The sequence below is a fragment of the Gluconobacter potus genome (genome assembly GCF_015244705.1).
GTDB classification, from domain to species: Bacteria; Pseudomonadota; Alphaproteobacteria; order Acetobacterales; family Acetobacteraceae; genus Gluconobacter; species Gluconobacter potus.
This window is the reverse complement of record NZ_JABCQF010000004.1, coordinates 43,778-67,609: the sequence shown is the minus strand read 5'-3', so window position 1 is coordinate 67,609 and position 23,832 is coordinate 43,778. Positions and strand designations below refer to the sequence as shown.

The following is a 23,832-nucleotide window of genomic DNA, read 5'->3' as shown; positions in this document are numbered from 1 at the left end:
GTATCAGGAAGGGGATATGGTGCCGTTCCTGACGGAAAAAAACTGGGCGCGGCCTGCGATTGGCGCGAATGCCTCGGCATCCGTGCCCGTAATCAGGACAGGCGCCCGCAGCCCCTCAAGGCTGTCGAGGAGCGCATGTCGTCGCATCTCATCCAGATGAAGCAGGGGTTCATCAAGCAGGATGGCCGGGGCGTGCCCCCGTTCCTGTGTCATCAGCCGTGCATGGGACAGGATCGTGCCGGTCAGCATGACTTTCTGCTGTCCGCTGCTCGAAAGCTCGGCAGGACGTCCTGTAGCGGTGTCCGAAAGCGTGAAATCGGCTCGATGGGCGCCAACGGATGTCGTGGAGCGCTGCCGGTCTTCTGTGCGGGCCTGTCGCAGGCTGTTCCTGATCCAGTCTTCAACCTCGAGGGCTGGCTGGGTTGCCAGGCGGCTTGAGATGGCACAGTCCAGATGCAGCGTGCTGGCAGAAAATCCATCATTTTCAAAAGGATGGGCGTTCATGCTCTCGATGAGCGCCAACCGCGCGGCAGACGCAGCGACCGCATGCCGGGCGATGGAATCTTCTATGGAAGTAAGCCATTCTGCCTCGTTCGGACGTTCAGACAGAACCCTGTTTCTGCTGACGACCGAGCGGTCATGCGCTGCGATCTGGCGTCCGTGATCGGGAGACAGCGCCATGACCAGCCTGTCCAGAAACCGCCGCCGGCCGCTGGAGCCTTCCTGAAAAAGCCGGTCCATCTGGGGCGTCAGCCAGACACAGGAAAACCTCTGGCCGATTAGAGCCTGGGAGCGGATGTTTTCCCCATCGAGGCGAAATGTCCTGCGCTGTTTTTCGCTCAGGTCGCTCCCCGTTCCGATCCGGAATTCGTCCAGGCCGGACTGGAGCGTGGCCGCAACCCCCCATTGTTCTGCGCCCTGACGGCACAAAGCGGGAAGTGCTGCCCCCCGCAGGCCCCGACCGGGGGCCAGCAGGGAAACGGCTTCGAGCAGGTTGGTCTTCCCGGAACCGTTCTCTCCTGTCAGAACCAGAATAGAGGCTTCCGGGGTCCAGACGGTATGGGTGTAGTTCCGGAAATCCGTCAGCGCGAGCCGGGTTAGTTTCAATCGTGGCTCGTGCTCAGACCCGCATGGGCATCAGGACATACAGCGCCGAAGGCGATGCCGTGTCACGGACGATAGTGGGAGCAGAGCTGTCGGAAAATGCGAATTCCACTTCCACGTCGATCTGATCGGTGATGTCCGTCAGGTAACGGGCCTGGAAGCCGATTTCGATTGGGGCTGCATCGTAGGAAACGGCGTTTTCGTCCAGTTCCTCATGCGCCACACCCTGATCGGGACTTGTGGCGGACAGGTTCAGCATGTTCTGCGTGATGGACAGCTTGACCGGGCGCGAACGCTCCTGGCTGATAGCCGCGACGCGACCAACGGCCGCTGCAAAGTCGCGCTTTCCAACGCGCAGGATGCGGTCATTGCCCTTGGGAATGACGCGCTCGTATTCCGGGAAGGTGCCGTCGATCAGCTTGGAGGTCAGAAGAACGGGACCGGCCTGGAACTGGATACGGGTGTCGGACAGCGACACTTCCAGATCGGCCGCCCCTTCGTCGAGCAGCTTGCGCAGTTCGTTGATGGTCTTGCGCGGGATGATGACGCCCGGCATGCCGCGCGCACCCTCCGGCAGATCCGTCTCGACGCGGGCGAGACGATGGCCATCCGTAGCCACCGCACGCAGCATCGGAACGGCGCCATTTTCTGCCACGTGCAGATAGATGCCGTTCAGATAATAACGGGTTTCTTCGTTGGAAATAGCGAACTTGGTACGGTCGATCAGACCACGGAGCGTTGCAGCCGGGATCGAAAAACGATGCGGCAGATCACCAGCGACCATGGCCGGGAAATCATCAACCGGCAGTACGTTCAGGCTGGTGGCATAACGGCCGGCACGCAGGGCGAGCGGAGCCTCGCTGTCCTGATGGTCGAACTCCAGAGCAACGCCATCGGGCAGCTTGCGGACGATCTCGAAGAGCACCGCAGCCGGAACGGTCGTGGAGCCGGAGCGCTCACCGCTCGCAGGAACGTCCTCCACGACGGCGATTTCCATATCCGTCGCCGTCAGGCGCAGAACATCATCCTGATAGCTCATCAGAACGTTAGCCAGGATGGGAATGGTATTCCGCTTTTCCGCAACGCCATGAATATGCGCCAGAGCCCGTTGCAGCAGGGTACGGTCAACCTTGAATTTCATTCCGAGCCTCGGCGAAGATCTTGAATTAATTGAGAGAACCTAGCAGACCCCCGTCCCTCGGGAAAGAGAGGGATCGGAGGTCACGAAGGTCAGCCTTCCAGCATCCGGCGCAGCAGTTCCACGTCCTCGGCGAAGGACGTGTCCTGATCCATCAGCTCGGTCACGCGGTTGACAGCGTGCATGACGGTCGTGTGATCGCGGTTGCCAAACTTGCGTCCGATTTCCGGAAGAGACCGGCTCGTCAGCTGCTTGGCCAGATACATGGCCACCTGACGCGGACGCGCTACGGCACGGGCACGGCGTGCCGATGACATGTCCGTAAGGCGGATATTCCAGTGCTCGGAGACCTTGCGCTGGATTTCCTCGATCGTGACACGGCGGTCATGAGCCTTCAGCATGTCCTTGAGAACATCCTGCGTCGTATCGAGCGTCACAGGACGTCCAACCAGATCAGCATGGGCGATCAGGCGATTGAGCGCGCCTTCAAGCTCACGGACATTGGTCGTGATCTTGTGGGCGAGATATTCCAGAACCTTGGACGGAACATGCGTGCCCGAAGCCTTGGCCTTGGCTTCCAGAATGGAAATGCGCAGCTCGAAGGTTGTGGCATGGATGTCTGCGACCATGCCACAACCCAGACGGGTCCGCAGACGATCTTCAAGGCCCGACAGGTCGGACGGGCTTTTGTCGGCACTGACGATGATCTGGCGACCGGCATCGACGAGGGCATTGAATGTATGGAAGAATTCTTCCTGGGTATTGTCCTTGCCGATCAGGAACTGGAGATCATCGATCATCAGCACGTCAACAGAACGGAGCTGTTCCTTGAACTCCATCGTGGATTGTGAACGGATCGCCGCAATGAAGCGGTACATGAACTTTTCCGCGGACATGTAAGCCACGGAGACCTTGCCGGTCCGGGTCAGCTCCGTTCCGATGGCGTGCATCAGATGGGTCTTGCCAAGGCCGACTCCGCCATACAGGAACAGCGGATTGAAGCCTGGGCTCGACGGTTTTTCCGCCACACGGCGGGCGCAGGCATAGGCAAATTCGTTGGGCTTGCCGACGATGAAGGTATCAAACGTGAAACGCGGATCGAGCGGAACGGCCAGATCGCTGCGATTTTCGGGAGCAGCAGCCTGCGGCGCGAGTTCATGCCCCTCGACCGGACCGTCTTCCCCGTCCTCTGCGTCGCCCATGGAGACTTCAGGCAGCCCACGCTTGACCTGAAGCTCCACCCCCTTGATGTCCTCGCGCTCGGTACGCCAGAGCGTCTGAAGGCGCTCTTCGTACTGGCTGCGGACCCAGTCACGCAGGAAGCGCGTGGGCAGATAGAGGGTCAGTTCATCTTCTTCGAGTGGTCCCAGAACGATCTGCCGGAGCCATGTCCGGTATTCGACCTCGCCAACCTCACTCTTCAGTTTCTCACGAACGCGGATCCAGGCGGTTTCCAGCGGTGTCGTCGAACCGGGGGCGGAGGCGCTGGCGTCCAGATACTGAGCGTTTTCCACCATTGTACCCCCTTTCATATCCATTCCCGCACGGGGCGGGTATCAGTTGTGGTTCCCTGCGCGCAGGGCGATTATGCTCTCGACAGAAATCTGCAGCAGAAAAGCTGGCGAATTTCCGGAGAAGCCAGAGCATCCGATACCTTTTTGTCGAACCCCCAGAATAGGCGTCCGCTCAGCCCGAAGCAAGCTGGAACACGGAGGGCTCAGCGGGATGTCATGAGGGTGTTCCCCATCGGCAACCCGGGGGCAGATGCTTGGGAAAAAGATGTCAGGAGCTGCAGTCAAAAAAGAACGCGCTCCTGGAGGGGAGCGCGTTCTTCAGTTCCGACCCGAAGGTGAAGCTCAGGCGGTTGCCAGGGCCTTCACGCGGGCGGACAGACGGGACAGCTTGCGGCTGATCGTGTTCTTGGCAATCACGCCCTTGCCTGCTGCGCGCTGCATTTCCGGCTGTGCAACCTTGAAGGCCTCGGCAGCAGCGGACTTGTCACCGGCCTGGATGGCGAGTTCAACCTTCTTGATGAACGTACGCATGCGGGACATGCGGGCAACGTTGCGCTCACGGCGACGTTCGTTCTGACGGATACGCTTGCGGGCAGAAGCTGTGTTTGCCATGGATCTTTCGGTTCAGTTTGCGTTTTGGTCGCGTAAATGGTTGGCGCCGTCTACTCTGTCCGGACGGGTCCCGTCAAGCGTTTTGCACATTTTACACAGGATGGGGGCATCTTCCTGTCACGCTGCCTATTTCTGGCAGGTCGGACAGAAGAACGTCGAACGGCCGGACTGGGTCATGCGCTGGATCGGACTCTCCGCGCCGCAGTTGGGGCATGGAGCCCCTTCGCGTCCATAGACGAGATGCAGGTCCTGAAACCCGCCTTTCGTGCCGTCAGCCTGCACATAGTTGCGTAGAGACGATCCTCCGGACGCGATGGCCTGCTCCAGGATCTGTGGAATGGCCTCTGCAAGAGCTGCGGTCTCTTCTCCCGTCAGGGTACAGGCCTGCCGCTCGGGATGAATGCCGCAGCGAAACAGCGCCTCGCACACATAGATATTGCCTAGACCTGCGATCAGTTTCTGATCCAGCAGCGCAGATTTGATAGGCGAGCGCCTGCCCCGGAACAGGTCCGCCAGTGCCGGACTGGTCATGGCGTCCGAAAGAGGCTCCATTCCCAGATGGGCCAGAAGGCGGTGACTGTCTTCTTCAACTGTCCGCACAAGATCGACCATGCCGAAGCGCCGGGGATCAACCAGCCCTGCCCTCGCGCCGCTGTCCGTTTCAAGGACCAGATGCTCGTGTGCTGGCGGAGTCGCGTTTGTCCCCGCCCGGCCAATCGTGAGTCGGCCCGACATGCCCAGATGCAGCAGCATGCTCCACCCGCCTTCAAGACGCATGAGAATATACTTCGCGCGCCTGCGGAATGAGAGAACGTGATGGCCTTCCAGCTTTTCCCGCAGATCAGCGGGAAACGGCCAACGAAGGTCGGGACGATTGACGGAAACATGGCTAATTCGGTGCCCTTCAAAGGCATCACGAAATCCGCGCATGACGGTTTCGACTTCTGGAAGCTCTGGCATGGCTGGCCTCAACGATATATCGATTGCCCCATGACCGATAGCGCAGAACACAACGCCTCGCCCTTCCAGTCCTCCGCACACGCCGAGGACACCACCGATTTCGGCTACCGGAGTGTTCCGCGCGGCCAGAAGAAGACGATGGTCCGGGAGGTGTTCGAGAGCGTCGCCGGGAAATACGACATCATGAATGACGTGATGTCGCTGGGTATTCACCGCGTCTGGAAGCGCATTTTCGTGGGCATGCTCAATCCGCGCCCGAACATGAAGCTGCTGGATCTGGCTGGTGGTACGGGTGACATCACCTTTGGCTGGCTCCGTGCCGGCGGTGGCCCTGCCATCCTGTCCGACATCAATGCCGCCATGCTTTCCGTGGGACGTGACCGCGCCATCAAGGCCGGGCTGATCGGCAAGATCGAGGTCTGCGTCGTGGACGCGGAAGCCATCCCCCTGCCCGACTGTTCTGTGGATCGCGTGACGATCGCTTTCGGCCTGCGCAACTGCACGGACAAGGACGCGGTGCTGCGTGAGGCGCGTCGTGTCCTCAAGCCGGGCGGACGCTTCTTCTGCCTGGAGTTCTCGCAGGTTGAAGTGGCGGCGCTCGCGCCGATCTATGACATGTGGTCCTTCCAGGTTCTGCCCAAGATGGGCCAGATCATCGCCAAGGATTCCGAGAGCTACCAGTATCTCGCCGAGAGCATCCGCATGTTCCCCGATCAGGAAACGCTGGCACAGATGATGCGCGATGCCGGGCTTGAGCAGGTCCAGTACCGTAATCTCTCGGGTGGCATTGCCGCCATCCATTCCGGCTGGCGTCTGTAAGACCATGCGCCGCGTCCTGCTGATCGTCTCGGGCGGCATTGCGGCGTTCCGGGCGCTTGAGCTGGTGCGGCTGCTGCGGGCTGAGGGCATTGCCGTCACGCCCGTCATGACCGAGGCCGCCAAGGCTTTCGTCACCCCGCTCAGCCTTGAGACACTGGCGGGCGAGCGCGTGCATGACGCGCTGTTCGAGCCGACGCAGGAAAGCGAGATCGGGCACATCGCCCTCGCCCGGAGCGCGGATCTTGTGGTCGTCTGTCCCGCCACCGCTAACATCATGGCGCGCATGGCCCATGGTCTTGCCGATGATCTGGCGACCACACTTCTGCTGGCGACCACGTCTCCCATCCTGCTGGCCCCGGCCATGAATGTGCGGATGTGGGAACATCCCGCAACGCAGGCCAATCTGAAAATCCTCGAAGCACGCGGCGTTTCCATCGTCGGACCGGATGTGGGAAGCATGGCCTGCGGAGAAGTCGGCGCGGGCCGTCTGAGTGAGCCGTCCGCGATCCACGACGCCATCCTGCATATCCTGACGCCGGACCGTTCCCTGGCCGGACGCCGTATTCTCGTGACGGCTGGCCCGACCGTTGAGCCGCTCGATCCCGTGCGGTTCCTGTCCAACCATTCTTCCGGCCGACAGGGCTACGCCATTGCAGCGGCTCTGGCGGCACGGGGCGCAGACGTTACGCTGGTCAGCGGGCCGGTCTCGATCCCCGTGCCTGAGAGCGTTCATCGCATCTCCGTTCAGACCGCCCGCGAGATGTTGGCGGCCTGTGAAGCTGCCCTGCCGGTCGATGCTGCGGTCTGTACTGCCGCCGTCAGTGACTGGCGCGCAAAGGAACTGGCGCCGGGCAAGATCAAGAAAACCGGTGACGGACCGCCCAGACTCGAACTGGTGGAAAACCCGGATATTCTGGCAACGCTCTGCCGTGCCGCCCAACGTCCTCGTCTTGTGGTGGGTTTTGCCGCCGAGACGGATGATGTTCTGGACAATGCCCAGGCCAAGCGTGTGCGCAAGGGGTGCGACTGGCTTGTGGCCAATGATGTGCGACAGGGCGTGTTCGGCGCCATGCGCAATACCGTCAGTCTGATCGACGACAATGGCGTTCAGAGCTGGCCGGAAATGGACAAGACCGATGTCGCAGAACAGCTCGCGCAGAGGATTGCGGCCTTCTTTGCCGATCCGGCTTCATAGGCATCACAATCCGGGATAAGACAGAGGCCATGACGACAGACCTGATTGATGTGCGCATCACGCGCCTGCCTCATTCCGAAGGCCTTCCCCTTCCCGCCTATGCGACCGCCGGTGCCGCAGGATTCGATTTCCTGGCCGCAGTGGACGCCCCCATGACGATCGCTCCGGGTGAGCGCGTTCTGGTGCCGACCGGGCTGTGCATTGCGCTGCCGCCCGCCTATGAGCTTCAGGTGCGCCCCCGCTCGGGTCTGGCCCTCAAGCACGGCATCACGCTGCCCAATTCGCCTGGCACCATCGACGAAGACTATCGCGGGGAGCTCCGCATCATCGTCATGAATGCGGGCACCGAACCCTTCACCGTCGAGCGTGGCACCCGGATTGCGCAGGGCGTGCTGGCTCCGGTCTCGCGCCTGCGCTGGACGGAAGTCGAGACGTTGGATGAGACGGCGCGTGGCGAGGGCGGCTTTGGCAGCACCGGACACTGATCCGGCCGGTGACATGCAGAAAACACTTGAGCCTTCCAGACGTCTCTTTCTAACCTCTGGTTTCCATCAAAAGGAAGGATCGCGCGTATCATGACGGGCAGCCCGATGGCCATGCCCATGCGGATCATGCATCGCTGGCGCCAGCGCATGAGCGGTGTCGAGCTCTCGATCCTGTTCTGTGCGACCGCTTTTGCGCTTCTGGTGCTGCCCCGTCCTCCTGTTGCGCCTGTCCTGTCCGCCATGTCGCCGGGTGTTCCCCTGCCGTTGTGGGACATGGCGGGGCTGACTTTCCTGCATGTGATCCTGTCCCTGCTGATTGTCGTGGCGGCATCGCTGCTTCTCTCTGGGGCGGCGTGCCAGTGGCCTCGTTTTAGGGCATTTCTCATCCCCGCCCTCTCTGTCGCCCGTGCCGTTCCGGGCCTCGGGCTAATCGGGATCCTGGCCGCGGTCTTTCCCCCGGCCCTGACCATCATACTTGTTGCTGCGTCCAGTATGATCTGGCGGGTCGTGACGGCCGTGCTCGATGCGGAAGACACGCTTCCCCCGGCGCTTGATGAAGTCGCGACCGGTCTGCGCATGACGGGCTGGCAGCGTTTCTGGCGTCTTCAGATGCCAATCGCCGTTCCGCTGACGACGTTCAGGGCCATGCAGGCCATGCCGGCTTTCTGGGTCCGGCTGCTGTCCGCCGAAGGTCTGATGATGCTGATGAGCCATCAGGCAACGGGCGGATGTGGTGCAGCCGCCCTGCAGGCCATGCTGGACCATCATCCGCTCCGGATCGTCGAAGTTTCCGGGATCATTCTTCTGCTGATTCTCGTGATCGATCAGGCTCTCATGCGTCCCATGGTGGGCTGGGCGCAGCGTTATCGGCCCGAAGGCCCGTTCGAGGAACGCTCCCGCCCGCAATCCTGGCTGCTGACGATCTGGCGGCGCACAAAGCTCATGCTCTGGCTCAGCGGGGGCGTGAGTGATGCCCTCGTCTGGATCGGGAACTGGCGCCTGGGTCGTCCGCGCAGCATCCTTCCCGAGCGCCACAGGACAGTCCGGGAGCTTCCAGAGGCGCTCCTGCCTGTCGTCTCCCTGTTTCTTCTGGTTTATGCGGTCTATCACGCCGGCCTCCTGCGGCAGGTTCCCGCGGACCTGGCCGAGAGTGTGCTCACACTTTCACATGTCTGTGGAACGCTGGTTCTGTGTGTGCTGGTCTGGGTTCCGCTGGGTCTTCTGATCAGCGAGCACGGATCTTCCCTGCGCAATGTCTGCCGGATGGCTGTGATGGCCTGCGGTCTTTTTCCGGCCGTGCTCCTCTATCCGCTCTGCCGGGAACTGGGGCTCGATTCACCGGTCATCCTGCTTTTCCTGGGTGCGCACTGGCTGGTCGGGATCGTCGTGCTCGACGCGGCGAAAGCCATTCCCTCAGGTCTGAGACAGGTTGCGGCGGGCCTGCGGCTGCGGGGTGTCCTGCTGTGGCGGCGCCTTCTGCTGCCGGCCATCGCGCCGGAGCTTTGCGGCGGTCTGCTGACGGCGGTGGTTCCGGTCTGGAATGCGGTGATGGTGGCGGAGGCTTTCGTGCCGTCCGATAGCGGCCTTGGGGCCGCCCTGCTTTCCGAGGCCCTGAGCGGGGCCATGGCGGCGCAGATCCTCGCGTTGATGCTGCTGACGCTTCTTTCCATGCTGCTGGATCGACTGGTCCTGCAACCTCTCGCCGTGAATGCGGCCCAGAAATATACCATTTGAAATACACGATCTGAACCTCAGGCTGAAATCCACAGACCCATGAAATCTCTCCTGTCCCTTCGCGAATGTCGCCAGAGCTATCTCAAGGAGAGCAGCACGGATCTGGTCGTGCTCGATCATGTCAGCTTTGATGTGCGGACTGGTGAAATCCTGGGGCTTCTCGGGCGTTCCGGCTCTGGGAAATCCTCCCTGCTGCGGATCATGGCCGGACTGACGCCGCCGATGTCAGGACAGGTGTTCTGGCAGGGTGCGCCCGTGACGGGCCCTTTGGATGGTGTGGCGACGGTCTTTCAGTCTGGCGCGCTCTTTCCCTGGCTGACCCTGCGGCAGAATGTTGCGCTGGGCTTGGAAATGCGCCGCCTACCCCGTGCCGAGCGCGAAGCCATGACCGACGCCGCCATTGAGGTCATGGGGCTTGAGGGCTACGAGAATGCCTACCCGAAGGAGCTTTCCGAGGCCCTCAGCCAGCGCGTCTCCTTTGCGCGCGCGCTTGCGCTTCAGCCGTCCCTGCTCCTGCTGGACGAGCCGTTCTCGGCGCTGGATGTCCTGAGTGCCGAAAACCTGCGGACCGATCTGATCGAACTGTGGGACGAGAAGCGCCTGCCCCTCAAAGCCATGCTTCTGGCGACGCACGGGATCGAAGAAGCGGTTCTGATGTGCGACCGCATCCTCATTTTCTCCTCCAGCCCCGGTCGCGTAACACACGAGATCGCAGTTCCTTTCCCGCATCCGCGCAACCGCGACGACGAGGATTTCCGCCGCTTCGTGGACCAGATCTACGCGCTCATGACCCGTCGTGCGCCCATCGTTTCCGAGGCGGACCCCGTCCAGCCACCTGCCGCCTCACCCACCGCACTTCCGCTCTTCTCCATCGTGCTACCGGATCTGGCGGTCGAGGTTCTGGTCGGACTGATGGAAGTGCTGGAAAGTGAGCCGCTCTCAGGACGGGCCGATCTGCCCGAACTGGCACAGCGTCTCCAGATGACGCTGGATGACCTCCTGCCGCTGGGTGAGTCGCTTCAGCTTCTGGATCTGGCGGAGTTGGAGGATGGCGACATTCTGCTGACGCCCGATGGGCAGGCCTTTGTCGAAGGCGATTCAGACACCCGCAAGGACCTGATGCGCAAAGCGCTTCTGCATCACCTGCCCCTTCTTCGCTCCATCCGCAGTACGCTGGACGAGCGTTCGAGCCACACCGTGGATGCGGCCCGGTTCCGCAAGGCCATGGAAGAGAGCATGTCACCCGATTATGCGCGGCAGACCCTCACCACGGCCATCGGCTGGGCCCGCTATGCCGAGCTGTTCGACTATGACGAGGAATCCGACCGCTTCCATCTGGAAAACGAGGAATAAGCCTCAGGCGCAGCAGACGCGCTTGTCCGCAATGGCCTGTGTGAAGGCTTTCCAGTCCTTCTCGCTCTGATCGGCATAGAGCACTGCAAAATCGGCGATGGCGCGGGCAAAGGAAAATCCCTTCCCCAGATAGCCGGCCAGCAGGGGCAGATCGGCGGAACGGCCATGCGAACGGCCCAGGGTCCGTCCGCAAAGAGCGGCATATTCCGGCAGAAGACCGTCCTCGATCTTCTCGCCGATCATGGCCAGACGGACATCCTTTGTCTGACGCACATAGAAATCCCGGCCGCCACCGGCCTTGCGTCCGGTCTGGTCGGTCGTGCGTTTGCCGGTGGTGTGCGTCCAGCCCAGAAACGTATCTGAACTGGCCTGCATGATGCGCTGCCCGGTGACCACCCGTTCCCCGTGGTTGGGCAGGTCCACAGCGCCCTGGAAAGGTTCGAGAACGGAGGTCTGGGCTTCCTTGATCTGAAGGATCAGGGGCTCGTTATCGGCGGTCGTGAACAGTCCGAGCGCACAGAACGTCCCGACACTGCCAATGCCGACGACCTTGAACAGCACGTCCTGCAGGGCATAGCGCTCCAGAACGATCCTGCGCTCGGGCGGGAGGTCGCTGACATAGCGCGCGAAAGCGCCGCGAACGATGTCATTGTGCTGTGGCAGACGCGTGACGAAAGGTGGATGTTCCTTCAGGCGTCCCGCGGATTTGGGGTCGATCATGCCGAAATGACCGGAAATGGCCCCCAGTTCGGACTGGATCTTCTCCATCATGCCCGTGCGGATCCTGTCGTCCACGATCCCGTCAATGACCGCCCGCAGATCGATCCGTTCGTTCCAGGCCTGAAGCGGTGGAAGCTTCGACAGACGGGCAATTTCATCGACGTAATGCTGAACGGCCGAGACAGCCAGACGACGGCAGTGCTTTTCAGACAGTGAGGCCTCGCGCCCTGCCAGAACAAGGCTCGTCGCCAGGCGCTTGAGGTCCCACTCGAACGTCGCGGGAGCGGTTTCGTCGAAATCGTTGATATCGAAAACCGGAAGCCCTTCCGGAGACGGATAGCATCCGAAATTGTCCAGATGGCAGTCCCCGCAGGACTGCACCCGCAGCCCGGTTTTCGGCGTGAAGGACAGGTCAGACGCCATGACAGCCGCTGCTCCGCGTAGGAAAGCGAAGGGCGAGGCCTTCATGCGCTGATGGCGGATCGGCAGCAGATCCGCGATCCGGCTCTTCCCCTGCTCCAGCAGGATCCCGATCGGATCAGGGCGCTTGGCGGGCGGAACCCACAGGGCGTGGCTGCTGCGCTTGACGGTCTTGCGCAGGGCCTCGCCGGCTTCATAGCGGGCCTGACGGGTACGGAGCGGCGGGAAAGAAGGTGTCTTTGTCATGGTTTGTCACGGTATCCGAAAAACGCTCCGCGACAAAGCACCCATCCTCCGTCTCAGTCAGGCTGCTTGAGGCGATCGCGGTAAAGCTTGCGGGCCTTGGCAACCTTGGGAGCCACCACGGCCGCACAATACGCCGTCTGCGGGTTGCGGGCGAAATAATCGTGATGCTTTTCCTCGGCGGGCCAGAAATGGGCGGGTCCTTCGATGGAGGTCACGATCGGATCAGGCCAGATGCCTTCGGACGCAATTTCGTCACGCACCCTGCGAGCTGTTTCCTGCTGGGCGGCATCCCCGAAAATGACGGAGCGGTACTGCGTGCCGACATCGTTGCCCTGCCGGTTGAGCTGTGTGGGATCATGCGTCGTGAAAAACACGCGCAGGACATCTTCCAGGCCGATCTCTGCCGGATCGAAGACGACCTTCACGACTTCGGCATGGCCCGTCCGTCCGGTGCAGACGTCTTCATAGCTTGGATTGTCGACGGAGCCGCCGGCATAGCCCGGTTCGGCCGAAATGATGCCGCGCAGACCGGTAAAGACGGCCTCGACGCACCAGAAGCAGCCTGCGCCAAGAAGGATGGAAGACTGTTGGGTCGTCATGATGATGCTCCGCTAAAAGGATCAGCCTTCCTATATGGGAAGGCTGATCCTGTCTGACGAGTTACTGGATGGCGTGATGCGCGGGATTACTGCGCCGGTGCGACGGTCGGGAGCCAGATGGCGCTGGCATGATCGCCACCGCGGTGGATGGTCTGGGTCGCGACGTGATAGTCCGAGGCCTTGGCGTCGAAAATGTTCGGCACGAAGGTCTGCGGGTTGCGGTCATAGAGCGGGAACCAGCTCGACTGGATCTGGATCATGATCCGGTGCCCCTTCTGGAACACATGGTTCATGGCCGGAAGCGTAAAGCGGTATTCCTGCACCTGCCCCGCCGGAATGGCGGACGGATGCGTAAAGCTCTGTCGGTAACGTCCACGGAAAATATCCATCGACATCGGCAACTCATAGCCACCCATCTGCGGATTATCCGGCGTCAGACCGGGCTGGACATCAATGATCTTCACCACAAAATCCGCATCCGTTCCCGTGGTGCTGGCGAAAATATCGGCTGTCGGCACACCCGATACCGTGACCGGAGCATCAAGCACGGGCGTTTCGTAAGTCAGAACGTCCGGGCGGCTTTCGGCGAACCGCTGGTCGGTCACAAGCCAGGCCTTCCAGCGCGGATCCTCGCCCATCATGTACGGACGCTGAACGAAAGGCACTGGATGGGCCGGGTCGGAGATATAACTGTCCGTGCCAGGCAGCGTGCGTTTGAAGGCCAGACCATGATCCGGCTGAAGATACAGTCGCTCGCCCTTCTGCATGCACGTCGTACCGCAGTCGCTCAGCCAGTTGCGGAAATGATCCCAGTGGTTCTCACCGGTATTGTAGATGATGGCTTCATCCAGATGCGGATCGGGCGCGTCCTTCAGATAATGGTCGAAGAACGGGCGCATGACATTGGCGCGATACCAAAGAGCGGTGTCACCGTTGAAATGCAGCGGACCAAGCGTGGAGCCATCATAGTTCACGCCGCTATGACGCCACGGCCCCATGACGAGGATGTTCGGAACCTGCGTATGATGCGCCTTGAGGTTCATCCACGAATGGATCGCACCCCACATGTCCTCCTGATCCCACAGACCCTGCTCCCAGATCGTCGGAACCTTGAGCGGCTTCTTCACGATCAACTGGTCCAGCGCCTGATCCTGCCAGAAGGCGTCATAGGCCGGATGGGCTTTCATGCGGCGCCACCAGGGGAACTGGTCCAGCCCGGCCTTCGTCGCGAAATTGCCGGTCGAGACATCGGCGAGGAACGTCGTGTAGTCGTCCGCATCCGGGCGGGGAATGGACGGACCGGATCCGGCTTCCGTCATCTGCGCCGTGAAATAGTCCAGTCCCGGCTGGCGGAACGCACCGTAATGGAACCAGTCATCGCCCATCCAGCCATCGACCATCGGGCTCTCCGGAGCCGCAACCTTCAGGGCCGGATGCGGATCGAGCAGCGCCATGACGACGGTCCAGCCCTCATAGGACGATCCGGTCATGCCGACCTTGCCGTTGCTCTCGGGCAGGTTCTTCACCAGCCAGTCGATCGTATCCCAGGCGTCGGTCGTATCGTCCGTCTTGGTCGGGTTCAGCGGACCGATCGGCGGCCGTGTCATGACATAGTCGCCCTGTGACCCATACTTGCCACGGACGTCCTGAAAGACGCGGATATAGCCTTCATCCACGAACACCCCGTCACCCTGCGGCAGGATGGCGCGCATGGTCGAGGCATCGGGAACGCGGTTGGCGCGTTCGCTGGCATGATAGGGCGTGCGGGTCAGCAGGATCGGGGCGCTCCTGGCCCCTTTAGGGATCACGATGACCGTATGCAGCTTGATGCCATCGCGCATGGGGATCATCACGTCGCGCTTGATGTAATCGCGCTGGTCGATCGGCATGCTGACATGGGCTGGAATGTCGCTGCCCGTCTGGATCATGTCAGGCGTGACTGCAGGGATGGATGTGGCGGGTTCGGCGGCCTGTGCCGCACACAGGAATGTCGCGGCCAGAGCGGTGCCGAGGCTCAGAAAATGACGTCTCACGAAAGGCTCCTGATTTTTGTTGCGAGTTTGGACCGGACGGAGTCTTTCGGGCAAGAGGAGCCAGCGCGGCTTTTCATATCTTTCCTGCACTGGCTTCCTCGCGCCTGATTCGCTATGGATCAGGGCCTTCTTCCGTCATGAAAGTATCTTCCATGCCTGCCTACCGTTCCCGCACCACCACACATGGCCGCAACATGGCTGGCGCACGTGCGCTCTGGCGGGCGACGGGTATGAAGGATGGCGATTTCGGCAAGCCCATTATCGCCATTGCCAATTCCTTCACGCAGTTCGTGCCTGGCCATGTCCATCTGAAGGACATGGGCAGTCTGGTAGCCTCCGCGATCGAGGAAGTCGGCGGAATTGCCAAGGAATTCAACACGATCGCAGTGGATGACGGCATCGCGATGGGGCATGGCGGAATGCTGTATTCCCTGCCCTCGCGTGAGCTGATCGCGGATTCCGTGGAATACATGGTCAATGCGCACTGCGCGGATGCGATCGTCTGCATCAGCAACTGCGACAAGATCACGCCGGGCATGCTGATGGCGTCGATGCGCCTGAACATCCCGGTCGTGTTCGTCTCCGGTGGCCCGATGGAAGCTGGCAAGATCAACGGCCCGGGTGTGACGCGCAAGCTGGACCTGATTGATTCCATGGTCGCGGCCGCCAATCCGGACGTGTCCGACAGCGAGTCCGAACAGATCGAACGCTCCGCCTGCCCGACCTGCGGCTCCTGCTCGGGTATGTTCACCGCCAATTCCATGAACTGCCTGACCGAGGCACTGGGCCTGTCCCTGCCCGGAAACGGCTCCCTGCTCGCCACCCATAGCGATCGTCGCGAACTGTTCCTGAGTGCAGGTCGCCGGATCGTGGAACTCGCACGCCGCTGGTACGAACAGGATGATGCGTCTGTCCTGCCCCGCAGTATCGCCACGCGCGCGGCCTTCGAGAACGCCATGACGCTCGATATCGCCATGGGCGGCTCCACCAACACGGTCCTGCATCTTCTGGCGGCCGCCCGCGAAGGCGAAGTCGATTTCCACATGCACGACATCGACCGCCTGTCGCGACGTGTCCCCAATCTGTGCAAGGTCGCACCGGCCAAGAACGACGTGCACATGGAAGACGTCCATCGCGCCGGTGGCATCCCCGCCATTCTGGGTGAACTGGACCGCGCGGGCCTGATCCACAAGGATGTTCCGACCGTCCACGCACCGACACTCGGGGATGCGCTGAAGAAGTGGGACATCCTGAACGGCGACGAAGAGGCCGCTCATCTCTTCAAGGCCGCGCCTGGCAATGTGCGGACCGTTCATGCTTTCTCGCAGTCCAGCCGCTACCACGAACTGGATCAGGACCGCGAAGCCGGCGTCCTGCGTGACAAGGCGCATGCCTTCTCGCAGGATGGCGGTCTGGCCGTGCTGTACGGCAACCTCGCCGAAGACGGCGCCATCGTCAAAACGGCCGGCGTCGAAGCCAGCATCCTGACCTTTACGGGAACGGCGCGGGTCTTCGAGAGCCAGGACGATGCCGTGGCCGCCATCCTTGGCAATCGCATCGTGGCCGGTGACGTCGTGGTCATCCGTTACGAAGGCCCCAAGGGCGGCCCCGGCATGCAGGAAATGCTGTACCCGACGAGCTATCTGAAATCGAAGGGTCTGGGCAAGGTCTGCGCCCTGGTCACGGATGGCCGCTTCTCAGGCGGAAGCTCGGGCCTGTCCATCGGCCACATGTCTCCCGAAGCAGCCGAAGGCGGCCTGATCGGTCTGGTCGAGGACGGCGATCGCATCGAGATCGACATTCCGAACCGCACCCTGCACCTCGCCGTTTCAGATTCCGACATTGCCGACCGCCGCGAGCGCATGAATGCGCGTGGCGCCAGCGCCTGGAAGCCGAACCGTGAGCGCGTGGTCTCGAAAGCCCTTCAGGCCTACGCCGCAATGACCACGAGTGCGGCCCATGGCGCCGTTCGCGATCTGTCGCAGATCATCGTGAAGACGCGGATCTGATCGCAGTTTCCACGGCGTCCTGCAATTCGGCGGACGCCAGCATCTTCGAGGCGACATGGCCGGTCGCCGGGACGAGCGTAATCGTCCAGCCAAAGGGAACATTGAGCTTTTCAGCCTGTTCCCGGCCCTGGGCATAGGCCCACTGCCCACGTTCAAGGCGGTTGCGGCCCTGTTCCGTCGCTGCGGGAATATGTTCTGTGGCTGAGGACGTTTCGGTGTCCTCAGCTCCCAGAATGACGGCGATATTTCGTGAAAGATAGCGCTTGAGGTCCGGAAGACTGCCGGATTCCGGCCAGTTGCGGAACCCGTAAGGGACCGCTGTCTCCGTTTCAGGCTCCACATAGGTCGCGGGGTTCATGATGACCGTCATGACCTCTTCGCCCGGAGCATAGGCTTCAACCCGTTCCAGATACTGCGCTCCGGCGGAGTGCCCCACCAGAATGATCGGCACGCGCGGCTCGCCGGAAACCGCCCGGGCCCACTGCTCCAGCAGCTTCATGTAGGTCGCCGCAGGAGGCGTCTGCTGTAACGCCGGAAAACCACCGCGCTGATATTGCTGAACGGAAAACCGCGCCACCGGAAAGTCGGGCGCGAACACCAGACTGCATTCATGTCTGGCGAGCGGGATCGTGTCGTCGCGATATGTGGCGCTGTTGCGGTTCTTTCCTGCAAGCACGAACAGGATGGCCCGGATCTGACACGCCGCCGGCCGGAAGACCGAAACCTCGAAACGCTCCCCCGCGAGGGTCGCAGTCTCAAGGCTTCGCCCCTCCGGTAACGACCGGGCCTCAGCCACGCCTGCCATGATGGCAAGAATGGCTCCTGCAAGGCAGGCGGCCGTTTTCAACTCAGGCAAGACGCCCCAGAGCCGCCTTCAGCCGCTCCAGATCGCTCTGGAAAGTCGCCAGACGTTCGCGGTTTTCTTCCACGACTTCCAGCTTGGCGCGGGCCACGAAGTCCGCGTTGTCCAGCTTGCGCGTCACTTTGAGGATCTCGCCTTCAATGCGGGTTATTTCCTTGGCAAGTCGCGCCCGTTCCGCATCAAGGTCGATCAGACCTTCCAGCGGAATGAAGACAGTCGCCTCATCCAGAACGAGCTGGGCCGCATTGCGCGGCGCATCTTCGCCAACAACACCAACATCCGAAACGCGGGCCATACGGCCAATGGCCTCAGCCCAGGTCTTTGCACGCTCCAGATTTTCCGGCGCGGCATCACGCAGCAGTAGCGGTGCCTTCTGCGACGGCGGAATGTTCATTTCCGAACGCACCGTCCGCACATCCCCGATCAGACGGATGACCCAGTCCAGTTCCGCCCGGGCTTCATCTGCCTGGGGAACGGTCATGATCTCCGGCCAGCGGATCTCCTCGAATGCCCCCGGATAACCGAGTTCCTTCCACAACGTCGCCGTCACGAACGGAATGACCGGCTGCATCAGACGCAGGATCAGTCCCAGAACATGCGCGCTGACAGCCCGCAACTCCGCGGTTTCCTCGTTTTCCGCTGCAAAGACGGGCTTCGAGAACTCCACGAACCAGTCACAGAAACGGCTCCAGACAAACCGGTAGCAGCAATTGGCATATTCATCGAAACGATAGACCGACAGGGCCCGTCCCGCTTCGGTAATGGCATCGTTCGCTTCCGTCAGGATCCACCGCCCAAGCGCGCTCTTGACGCTTGCCGGATCGAAGCCTTCCGTCGGCTTGGCACCGTTCATTTCAAGGAAACGCGCGGCATTCCACAGCTTCGTGACAAAGGCGCGGTGTTCTTCAACGCGCTTGCGCCCGAGCTTGATATCCCGTCCCGGCCCCGTGCCCGCACAGATTGCCAGACGCGTCGCATCCGCCCCGAACTCGGCCACAAGATCCAGCGGATCAAGACCGTTGCCCTTGGACTTGGACATCTTCTGGCCCTTCTCGTCCCGGACCAGCCCGTGAATCAGGACAGTCCGGAACGGGACATCATCCATGAAGTGCAGGCCCATCATCATCATCCGGGCAACCCAGAAGAAAATGATGTCAAAGCCCGTAACCAGCACGCTGGTCGGATAGTAACGGGCCAGCTCCTCCGTCCTGTCAGGCCAGCCAAGCGTCGTGAAGGGCCACAGGGCGGAGCTGAACCATGTGTCCAGAACGTCCTCATCCTGCGTAAGGCTTACGCCCTCGCCAGCCTGGGCCTGCGCATCCTGTTCATTTTCAGCGACATAGACCTTGCCGCCCGCGCCATACCAGGCCGGGATCCGGTGTCCCCACCAGAGCTGCCGGCTGATGCACCAGGGCTGGATATCGCGCATCCAGGCATGGAACGTATTTTCCCACTGCCGCGGCTCAAAAGCGATCTTTCCGCTTTCGACCGCCTCTACGGCGGGGCCGGACAGGGTTTTGGCATCGCAGTACCACTGAAGCGTCAGGCGTGGCTCAACAATCGCACCACCACGCTCCGCATGTGGCACCTGAAGCTTGTGCGGCTCGATCTTCTCCAGCCATTCCAGACGCTCAAGCTCGGCAACAACCTGCTTGCGGCCTTCTTCGCGGCTCAGCCCATTCAGGGATTCGACAAATGCAACCGAAGCCAGCCCCTCAACGTCGCGCAGTTCAGGGCGGATTTCCTCGATCCACAGACAGGCTGTCTCATCAAGAACAGTCGGAGCCGGCAGATTGTGACGCTTGCCGACTTCAAAGTCATTGAAGTCATGTGCCGGCGTGATCTTGACGGCGCCTGTGCCCTTTTCCGGATCGGAATGCAGATCGGCGACAACAGGAATGCGACGCCCCGTAAGCGGGAGGATTACGGTCTTGCCGATCATATCGGCATAGCGCTCATCCTCAGGATGAACAGCCACCGCAACATCGCCCAGCATGGTTTCCGGACGTGTTGTGGCCACCGTGATGGTCCGGCCGTCTTCCAGCGGATAGCGGATATACCACATGGACCCCTTGGTCTCGTGGTTTTCCACTTCCAGGTCCGAAATGGCCGAACGGAACTTCGGATCCCAGTTCACCAGGCGCCGGTCGCGATAAATCAGGCCTTCATTATAAAGGGTGACGAAAACTTTCCGGACAGCACGGGACAATCCGTCGTCCATCGTAAAGCGCTCACGCTCCCAGTCTGCCGAGGCGCCGAGCTTGCGGAGCTGCTTGACGATCGTGCCGCCATATTCCTGCTTCCAGTCCCAGACGCGTTCGAGAAAACCTTCGCGCCCCAGAGCGGTTCTGCTGGTGCCTTCCTTATCGAGAGCACGCTCGACAACCATCTGAGTTGCAATGCCCGCGTGGTCCGTCCCTGGCTGCCAGAGGACATTGAATCCTTCCTGACGTTTCCAGCGAATCAGCATGTCCTGAAGGACAAAATTCAGGGAATGGCCGAGATGCAGCGTGCCCGTGACGTTCGGCGGCGGGAACATGATCGAAAAAGGCTCACCCGGCTGGTCGGGATGAGCTCGGAAAGCGCCGCTTTTCTCCCACGCGTCGTAGAGGGCATTTTCATGATCGGCGGGGACGAAGCTTTTTTCGAGCATGGTTATCCAGGACAGTCAGTACAGCAGGTGGAAGAACGTGCTTCCACCGCCCTTCTTACTCTCGTGGACGCAGACGGGCAATTTCCGCACGGACAAGAATTTCAACCAGCGACGGAAGATGGGCATCCAGCCATGTACGCACCATGCTCCGGACTTCGCCTCGCACCATGTCCTCGATCGTCAGGCCGCTGCTCCGGCTGATGACAGTGTCTGATGCAAGGGGAGTAGTTCCGCTGAATGCAGCGTGAAGCTCATCCAGAGAACGCTCCGCGGCAGCTACTGTCTGGGCATTCATGAGCTCATCCTTGGCCGGTTCGCTCTGGGCAGGCTGAGATGCCGGAGGAACTTCAGATGCGGAAGCAGCGGCGGCCTCGGTCGGAGCCGCTGTCACGGGCGGTGCGACCATCATGGAGTTATCGAGGGTCAGTTCTTCTTTCTGGGACGGCATGCTGGGCTTCTCCTCGGTCGATTCAGGCGATTTGGGATCTTCATGAAGAGCACGCCGGATCGAACTCAGGACGTCTGTCATTGCGTCGTCGGCATGGTGGTCTTGCTGGATCGAGTCAGAAGAAGTCATGGATTGTTAATATTCCGTTTGATTGAAAAATTTTATCGACCAGGCTGGTTGATCGCATAGTCGCTTAGGCCCCACAGCCTGTTCTTGACCGCATTGTAATAGGCTTTTTCGTCATAAAGCGGGACGCCCAGTTTGAGATCGACGGCTGTGAGGCGCCCGATCGCGGCTGCGACGGCATAGGAGGAGGTCACGAGGTTTGAAAGATGCTGCACGAGGGTCCGCTGGGACTGCAGCAGGGTCTGCTGCTGCTGAAGCACCGCGAGCGTCGTGCTCGTTCCAACGAGGGCCTGCCGCTCAACGCCGTCCAGCGCGATCACATTTGCCGAAATGGCCATACGATCGCTGGAAATCGACTGCTTGAAGGAAACCATCTGCTGCCAGCTTGAAGCGGCCTTCTGAAGGGCCGTCCTGCGCTGGACATCGACTTCACGGTGAGCAGCCTGTGCGTCCTGACGGGCCCCACGGATCGTGGCGTATTCTGAGCCACCCTGATAAAGAGGGACAGTGATTGCGATCTCACCGAACTTGTTGTCCTGAAGTGAGTCGCCATAAGCCTGATTGACGGAATGCTGATAGTTCAGGCTCGCCGAAACCTTGGGCATGATCTGGGAAATCTGGACAGAAATATTGTCCTTGCTCTGGGCTTCGGTGAACAGTGCGTTAACGACCTGAGGATTGTTCTGGACAGCAATAGCCACTGCTTCCTGTTCACTGTGAACGGGAAGGTTGAGAGGCTGGGGGGGGACCAGATTGGGGGCCGCTGCGATACCGACCATCTGGAGGTAGGTCGCCTGTGCGCTCTGGAGCGTGCCTTCAGCCTGCTGCCGTTCGGCGGTAGCGCTGGCAAGGGCCGCTTGTGCCTGCGCAACGTCCGTCCGGGTGATCTCACCAACGTGAAAACGCTCCTGGGTCGCCTCGACCTGCTGCTGCAGGACGTGTTCGTTGTTTATGGCGATTTGCAGGAGCTGCTCGTCTTCAATGATGCCTACATAGGCACTTACGACATTGGTGAAGACTTCCTGTTCCGTCTCGATCAGATGGGCGCGTTCGGCCATAATCTGGTTTGTGGCAGCATGCACGTTGGCGACCGTCTTGCCTCCCTGATAGAGCGGCTGGGTGATGGCAACGCTGCCCATGTATCCGGGCGTCTGATAGCGGCGTGAGCTGCCGAGATAGCCACCTTTCGAGGCATAATTGGTACTGCCATCATAGTAAGTGAGGTTCAGTCCGGTCTGGACAGTAGGGCGCCATCCTGCAAGAGCCGTGGGAAGCTGTTCATCCGTGGCACGCAGATGAGCCCGTTCCTCGCGTAGTGTCGGATTGGTCAGGTATGCCGTTGAAAGCGCTTCTTGCAGCGTGTGCGGGATGAAATTCGGTGAACCGCTACCGTCATATTTCTGGGCAAGAGCAGTTCCGCTCAGGAGAAGCGACAGAAGACCAAGCCCGAGGGGGGCTTTCAGTTTCATCGCGCCGTTGCATCCTGAAGTCATGAGATTTCCTGCTCTTTAAGTATGCATCATATCACAGCATTATGTGAATCAGTCCTTAATAGCCTGTTGGAAGGAAGAAGAAAAATCCTTCCGCAGATCAATTATCGGTCTTGACCCTTCGGGCGCTAAGAGAGATATAGCGCCTGTCTCCGCCGAGGTCCGGTGGCAGAATGGTGATGTAGCGGACTGCAAATCCGCGTATGTGGGTTCGATTCCCGCCCGGACCTCCAGAGATTTCTCCCCGGAAATCCAGATTTGTTTTTCGTTTTTACGGATGTGCTTCCGCGTATGCTGCCGCAGCGCCGAACAGGCCGGGTTGTGGGTGCGTGATGATCTTCACCGGCATTTCGGTCATCATCGCCTCGAAACGGCCCTTTGCGACGAAGCGTTCGGCGAATCCGGAATGGCCGAGGCTGTCGGCGAGACGCAGTCCCAGACCGCCGCCAATGACGACGCCGCGTGCGCCATGTGCCAGCGCCAGATCGCCGGAAATGGCGCCCAGGCTGAGGCAGAAGCGCTCCAGTGCGGCAACGGCGACCGTGTCGGAGCCGTCGAGAGCGTTTTTCCACAAGGTACGGTTGTCACGCAGGGTGATGGGCCAGCCCTGCATTTCGGCAATGACTTCGTAAAGATTGGTCAGGCCGGGACCTGAGACGATCCGCTCTGCCGAGACGCGTCGGAAGCGCAGGCGCAGGGCGCTGAGGATCTTGTCTTCGAGCTCGTCGAGCGGCGGGTAATCCAGATGGCCGCCTTCGGTTTCCATGACAAAATAGCGGTCGCTGCGGCGGAGCAGGCAGGCTGCGCCCAACCCCGTACCGGGGCCGACGATCGTGATGGCGCCTTCTGTCGGAAGGTCGATGTCCGGCCCGCAGAGATGCTTCATGTGCGAAGAATCGACCTGGGCTACCGCGTGAGCCACGGCTCCGAAATCGTTGACGAGCACGAAATTGTCGAGATGCAGGCGCGAAGCCAACTGACTGGGCTGGATGATCCAGGGATTGTTGGTCAGTTTGAGGATTTCGCCGTTCACCGGGCAGGCCACAGCGATGCCGGCTTCGCGCGGAAGCGCCCGGTTCAGCGACCGACCGAACGTCTCCCAGGCCAGCGCCAGACTGCCATGTTCCGCACATTTCAGCGTCGTGTCTTCACCCAGCGTGACAACCTTGCCATCCTCGATGGTCGCGATTGCAAACCGTGCGTGCGTTCCACCGATATCGACGGCTACGATTTCCCTCATGGCACCTCAAATCCTCTGGCGATGCTGGCCGGTGGCCCGCGCTTTTTCCAATGCGCAGCAGTTGCCTACCGG

The 23,832-nt window shown here is 61.0% G+C and carries 19 protein-coding genes and 1 tRNA gene; 7 read left to right on the top strand and 13 right to left on the bottom strand.

All coding sequences use genetic code 11. From position 1 onward, the window contains the following. Positions 1 to 3 precede the first annotated feature (3 nt). The 5 genes from recF to mutM form a co-directional block, all read right to left on the bottom strand. Positions 4 to 1,107 carry a DNA replication/repair protein RecF gene (gene recF, locus HKD31_RS08130; protein WP_194264628.1) on the bottom strand — a complete coding sequence of 368 codons (1,104 nt, stop codon included), beginning with the start codon at positions 1,105 to 1,107 and terminating at the stop codon, positions 4 to 6. A 13-nt stretch (positions 1,108 to 1,120) separates the two neighbouring features. Next, positions 1,121 to 2,245, bottom strand: a complete 1,125-nt coding sequence (gene dnaN, locus HKD31_RS08125) for a DNA polymerase III subunit beta (protein WP_194264629.1) — start codon at positions 2,243 to 2,245, stop codon at positions 1,121 to 1,123. Positions 2,246 to 2,334: 89 nt separating this feature from the next. Next, positions 2,335 to 3,756 (bottom strand): chromosomal replication initiator protein DnaA, encoded by a 1,422-nt coding sequence (dnaA, locus tag HKD31_RS08120; protein ID WP_194264685.1) that lies wholly within the window; start codon positions 3,754 to 3,756, stop codon positions 2,335 to 2,337. A gap of 342 nt (positions 3,757 to 4,098) precedes the next feature. Then, on the bottom strand, positions 4,099 to 4,368 hold the full coding sequence (gene rpsT / locus HKD31_RS08115; protein ID WP_011253998.1) for a 30S ribosomal protein S20: 270 nt from the start codon (positions 4,366 to 4,368) through the stop codon (positions 4,099 to 4,101). Positions 4,369 to 4,494: 126 nt separating this feature from the next. After that, positions 4,495 to 5,328: a bifunctional DNA-formamidopyrimidine glycosylase/DNA-(apurinic or apyrimidinic site) lyase gene (mutM, locus tag HKD31_RS08110; protein WP_194264630.1), complete on the bottom strand. Its 834-nt coding sequence runs from the start codon at positions 5,326 to 5,328 to the stop codon at positions 4,495 to 4,497. 30 nt (positions 5,329 to 5,358) lie between these two features. On the opposite strand from mutM, the gene HKD31_RS08105 reads away from it, so the two are divergent. The 5 genes from HKD31_RS08105 (at position 5,359) to HKD31_RS08085 (ending at position 10,914) form a co-directional block, all read left to right on the top strand. Beyond that, positions 5,359 to 6,147, top strand: coding sequence for a class I SAM-dependent methyltransferase (locus HKD31_RS08105; protein WP_011253996.1), 789 nt, complete (start codon positions 5,359 to 5,361; stop codon positions 6,145 to 6,147). 4 nt (positions 6,148 to 6,151) lie between these two features. Further along, the gene (coaBC, locus tag HKD31_RS08100) at positions 6,152 to 7,342 is read left to right on the top strand and encodes a bifunctional phosphopantothenoylcysteine decarboxylase/phosphopantothenate--cysteine ligase CoaBC (protein ID WP_194264631.1); all 1,191 of its coding nucleotides are present in this window, start codon (positions 6,152 to 6,154) and stop codon (positions 7,340 to 7,342) included. A 29-nt stretch (positions 7,343 to 7,371) separates the two neighbouring features. Continuing rightward, positions 7,372 to 7,827, top strand: a complete 456-nt coding sequence (dut, locus tag HKD31_RS08095; protein ID WP_011253994.1) for a dUTP diphosphatase — start codon at positions 7,372 to 7,374, stop codon at positions 7,825 to 7,827. A gap of 90 nt (positions 7,828 to 7,917) precedes the next feature. Then, positions 7,918 to 9,561, top strand: coding sequence for an ABC transporter permease subunit (locus HKD31_RS08090; RefSeq protein WP_194264632.1), 1,644 nt, complete (start codon positions 7,918 to 7,920; stop codon positions 9,559 to 9,561). A gap of 39 nt (positions 9,562 to 9,600) precedes the next feature. Further along, positions 9,601 to 10,914 carry an ABC transporter ATP-binding protein gene (locus tag HKD31_RS08085; RefSeq protein ID WP_194264633.1) on the top strand — a complete coding sequence of 438 codons (1,314 nt, stop codon included), beginning with the start codon at positions 9,601 to 9,603 and terminating at the stop codon, positions 10,912 to 10,914. A gap of 3 nt (positions 10,915 to 10,917) precedes the next feature. On the opposite strand, the gene HKD31_RS08080 is transcribed toward HKD31_RS08085, so the two are convergent. The 3 genes from HKD31_RS08080 to HKD31_RS08070 form a co-directional block, all read right to left on the bottom strand. Continuing rightward, a complete protein-coding gene (locus HKD31_RS08080) occupies positions 10,918 to 12,300 on the bottom strand; it encodes a DUF2252 domain-containing protein (RefSeq protein ID WP_194264634.1) in 1,383 nt (460 codons plus the stop codon). Positions 12,301 to 12,353: 53 nt separating this feature from the next. Then, complete coding sequence (gene msrA / locus HKD31_RS08075) at positions 12,354 to 12,899, bottom strand: peptide-methionine (S)-S-oxide reductase MsrA (RefSeq protein WP_194264635.1); 546 nt, start codon at positions 12,897 to 12,899, stop codon at positions 12,354 to 12,356. 86 nt (positions 12,900 to 12,985) lie between these two features. Continuing rightward, positions 12,986 to 14,932: a CocE/NonD family hydrolase gene (locus tag HKD31_RS08070; RefSeq protein ID WP_194264636.1), complete on the bottom strand. Its 1,947-nt coding sequence runs from the start codon at positions 14,930 to 14,932 to the stop codon at positions 12,986 to 12,988. Between the two features lie 152 nt (positions 14,933 to 15,084). On the opposite strand from HKD31_RS08070, the gene ilvD reads away from it, so the two are divergent. Beyond that, positions 15,085 to 16,941 (top strand): dihydroxy-acid dehydratase, encoded by a 1,857-nt coding sequence (ilvD, locus tag HKD31_RS08065; RefSeq protein ID WP_194264637.1) that lies wholly within the window; start codon positions 15,085 to 15,087, stop codon positions 16,939 to 16,941. Here the strand turns inward: ilvD and HKD31_RS08060 are convergent. Genes HKD31_RS08060 through HKD31_RS08045 form a run of 4 tightly spaced genes read right to left on the bottom strand, consistent with a single transcriptional unit; the run spans position 16,919 to position 22,523 of the window. Then, positions 16,919 to 17,797: an alpha/beta hydrolase family protein gene (locus HKD31_RS08060; protein WP_194264638.1), complete on the bottom strand. Its 879-nt coding sequence runs from the start codon at positions 17,795 to 17,797 to the stop codon at positions 16,919 to 16,921. The genes ilvD and HKD31_RS08060 overlap by 23 nt on opposite strands. Continuing rightward, complete coding sequence (locus HKD31_RS08055) at positions 17,790 to 20,456, bottom strand: valine--tRNA ligase (protein ID WP_194264639.1); 2,667 nt, start codon at positions 20,454 to 20,456, stop codon at positions 17,790 to 17,792. The genes HKD31_RS08060 and HKD31_RS08055 overlap by 8 nt, the downstream gene beginning before the upstream one ends. Before the next feature lie 55 nt (positions 20,457 to 20,511). After that, positions 20,512 to 21,033, bottom strand: a complete 522-nt coding sequence (locus HKD31_RS08050) for a DUF2497 domain-containing protein (RefSeq protein WP_194264640.1) — start codon at positions 21,031 to 21,033, stop codon at positions 20,512 to 20,514. Positions 21,034 to 21,065: 32 nt separating this feature from the next. Next, positions 21,066 to 22,523 (bottom strand): TolC family outer membrane protein, encoded by a 1,458-nt coding sequence (locus HKD31_RS08045; RefSeq protein WP_228120371.1) that lies wholly within the window; start codon positions 22,521 to 22,523, stop codon positions 21,066 to 21,068. Between the two features lie 156 nt (positions 22,524 to 22,679). On the opposite strand from HKD31_RS08045, the gene HKD31_RS08040 reads away from it, so the two are divergent. Beyond that, positions 22,680 to 22,753, top strand: a tRNA-Cys gene (locus HKD31_RS08040). Positions 22,754 to 22,791: 38 nt separating this feature from the next. Here the strand turns inward: HKD31_RS08040 and glk are convergent. Next, on the bottom strand, positions 22,792 to 23,760 hold the full coding sequence (gene glk / locus HKD31_RS08035; RefSeq protein ID WP_062497986.1) for a glucokinase: 969 nt from the start codon (positions 23,758 to 23,760) through the stop codon (positions 22,792 to 22,794). Positions 23,761 to 23,832 lie beyond the last annotated feature (72 nt).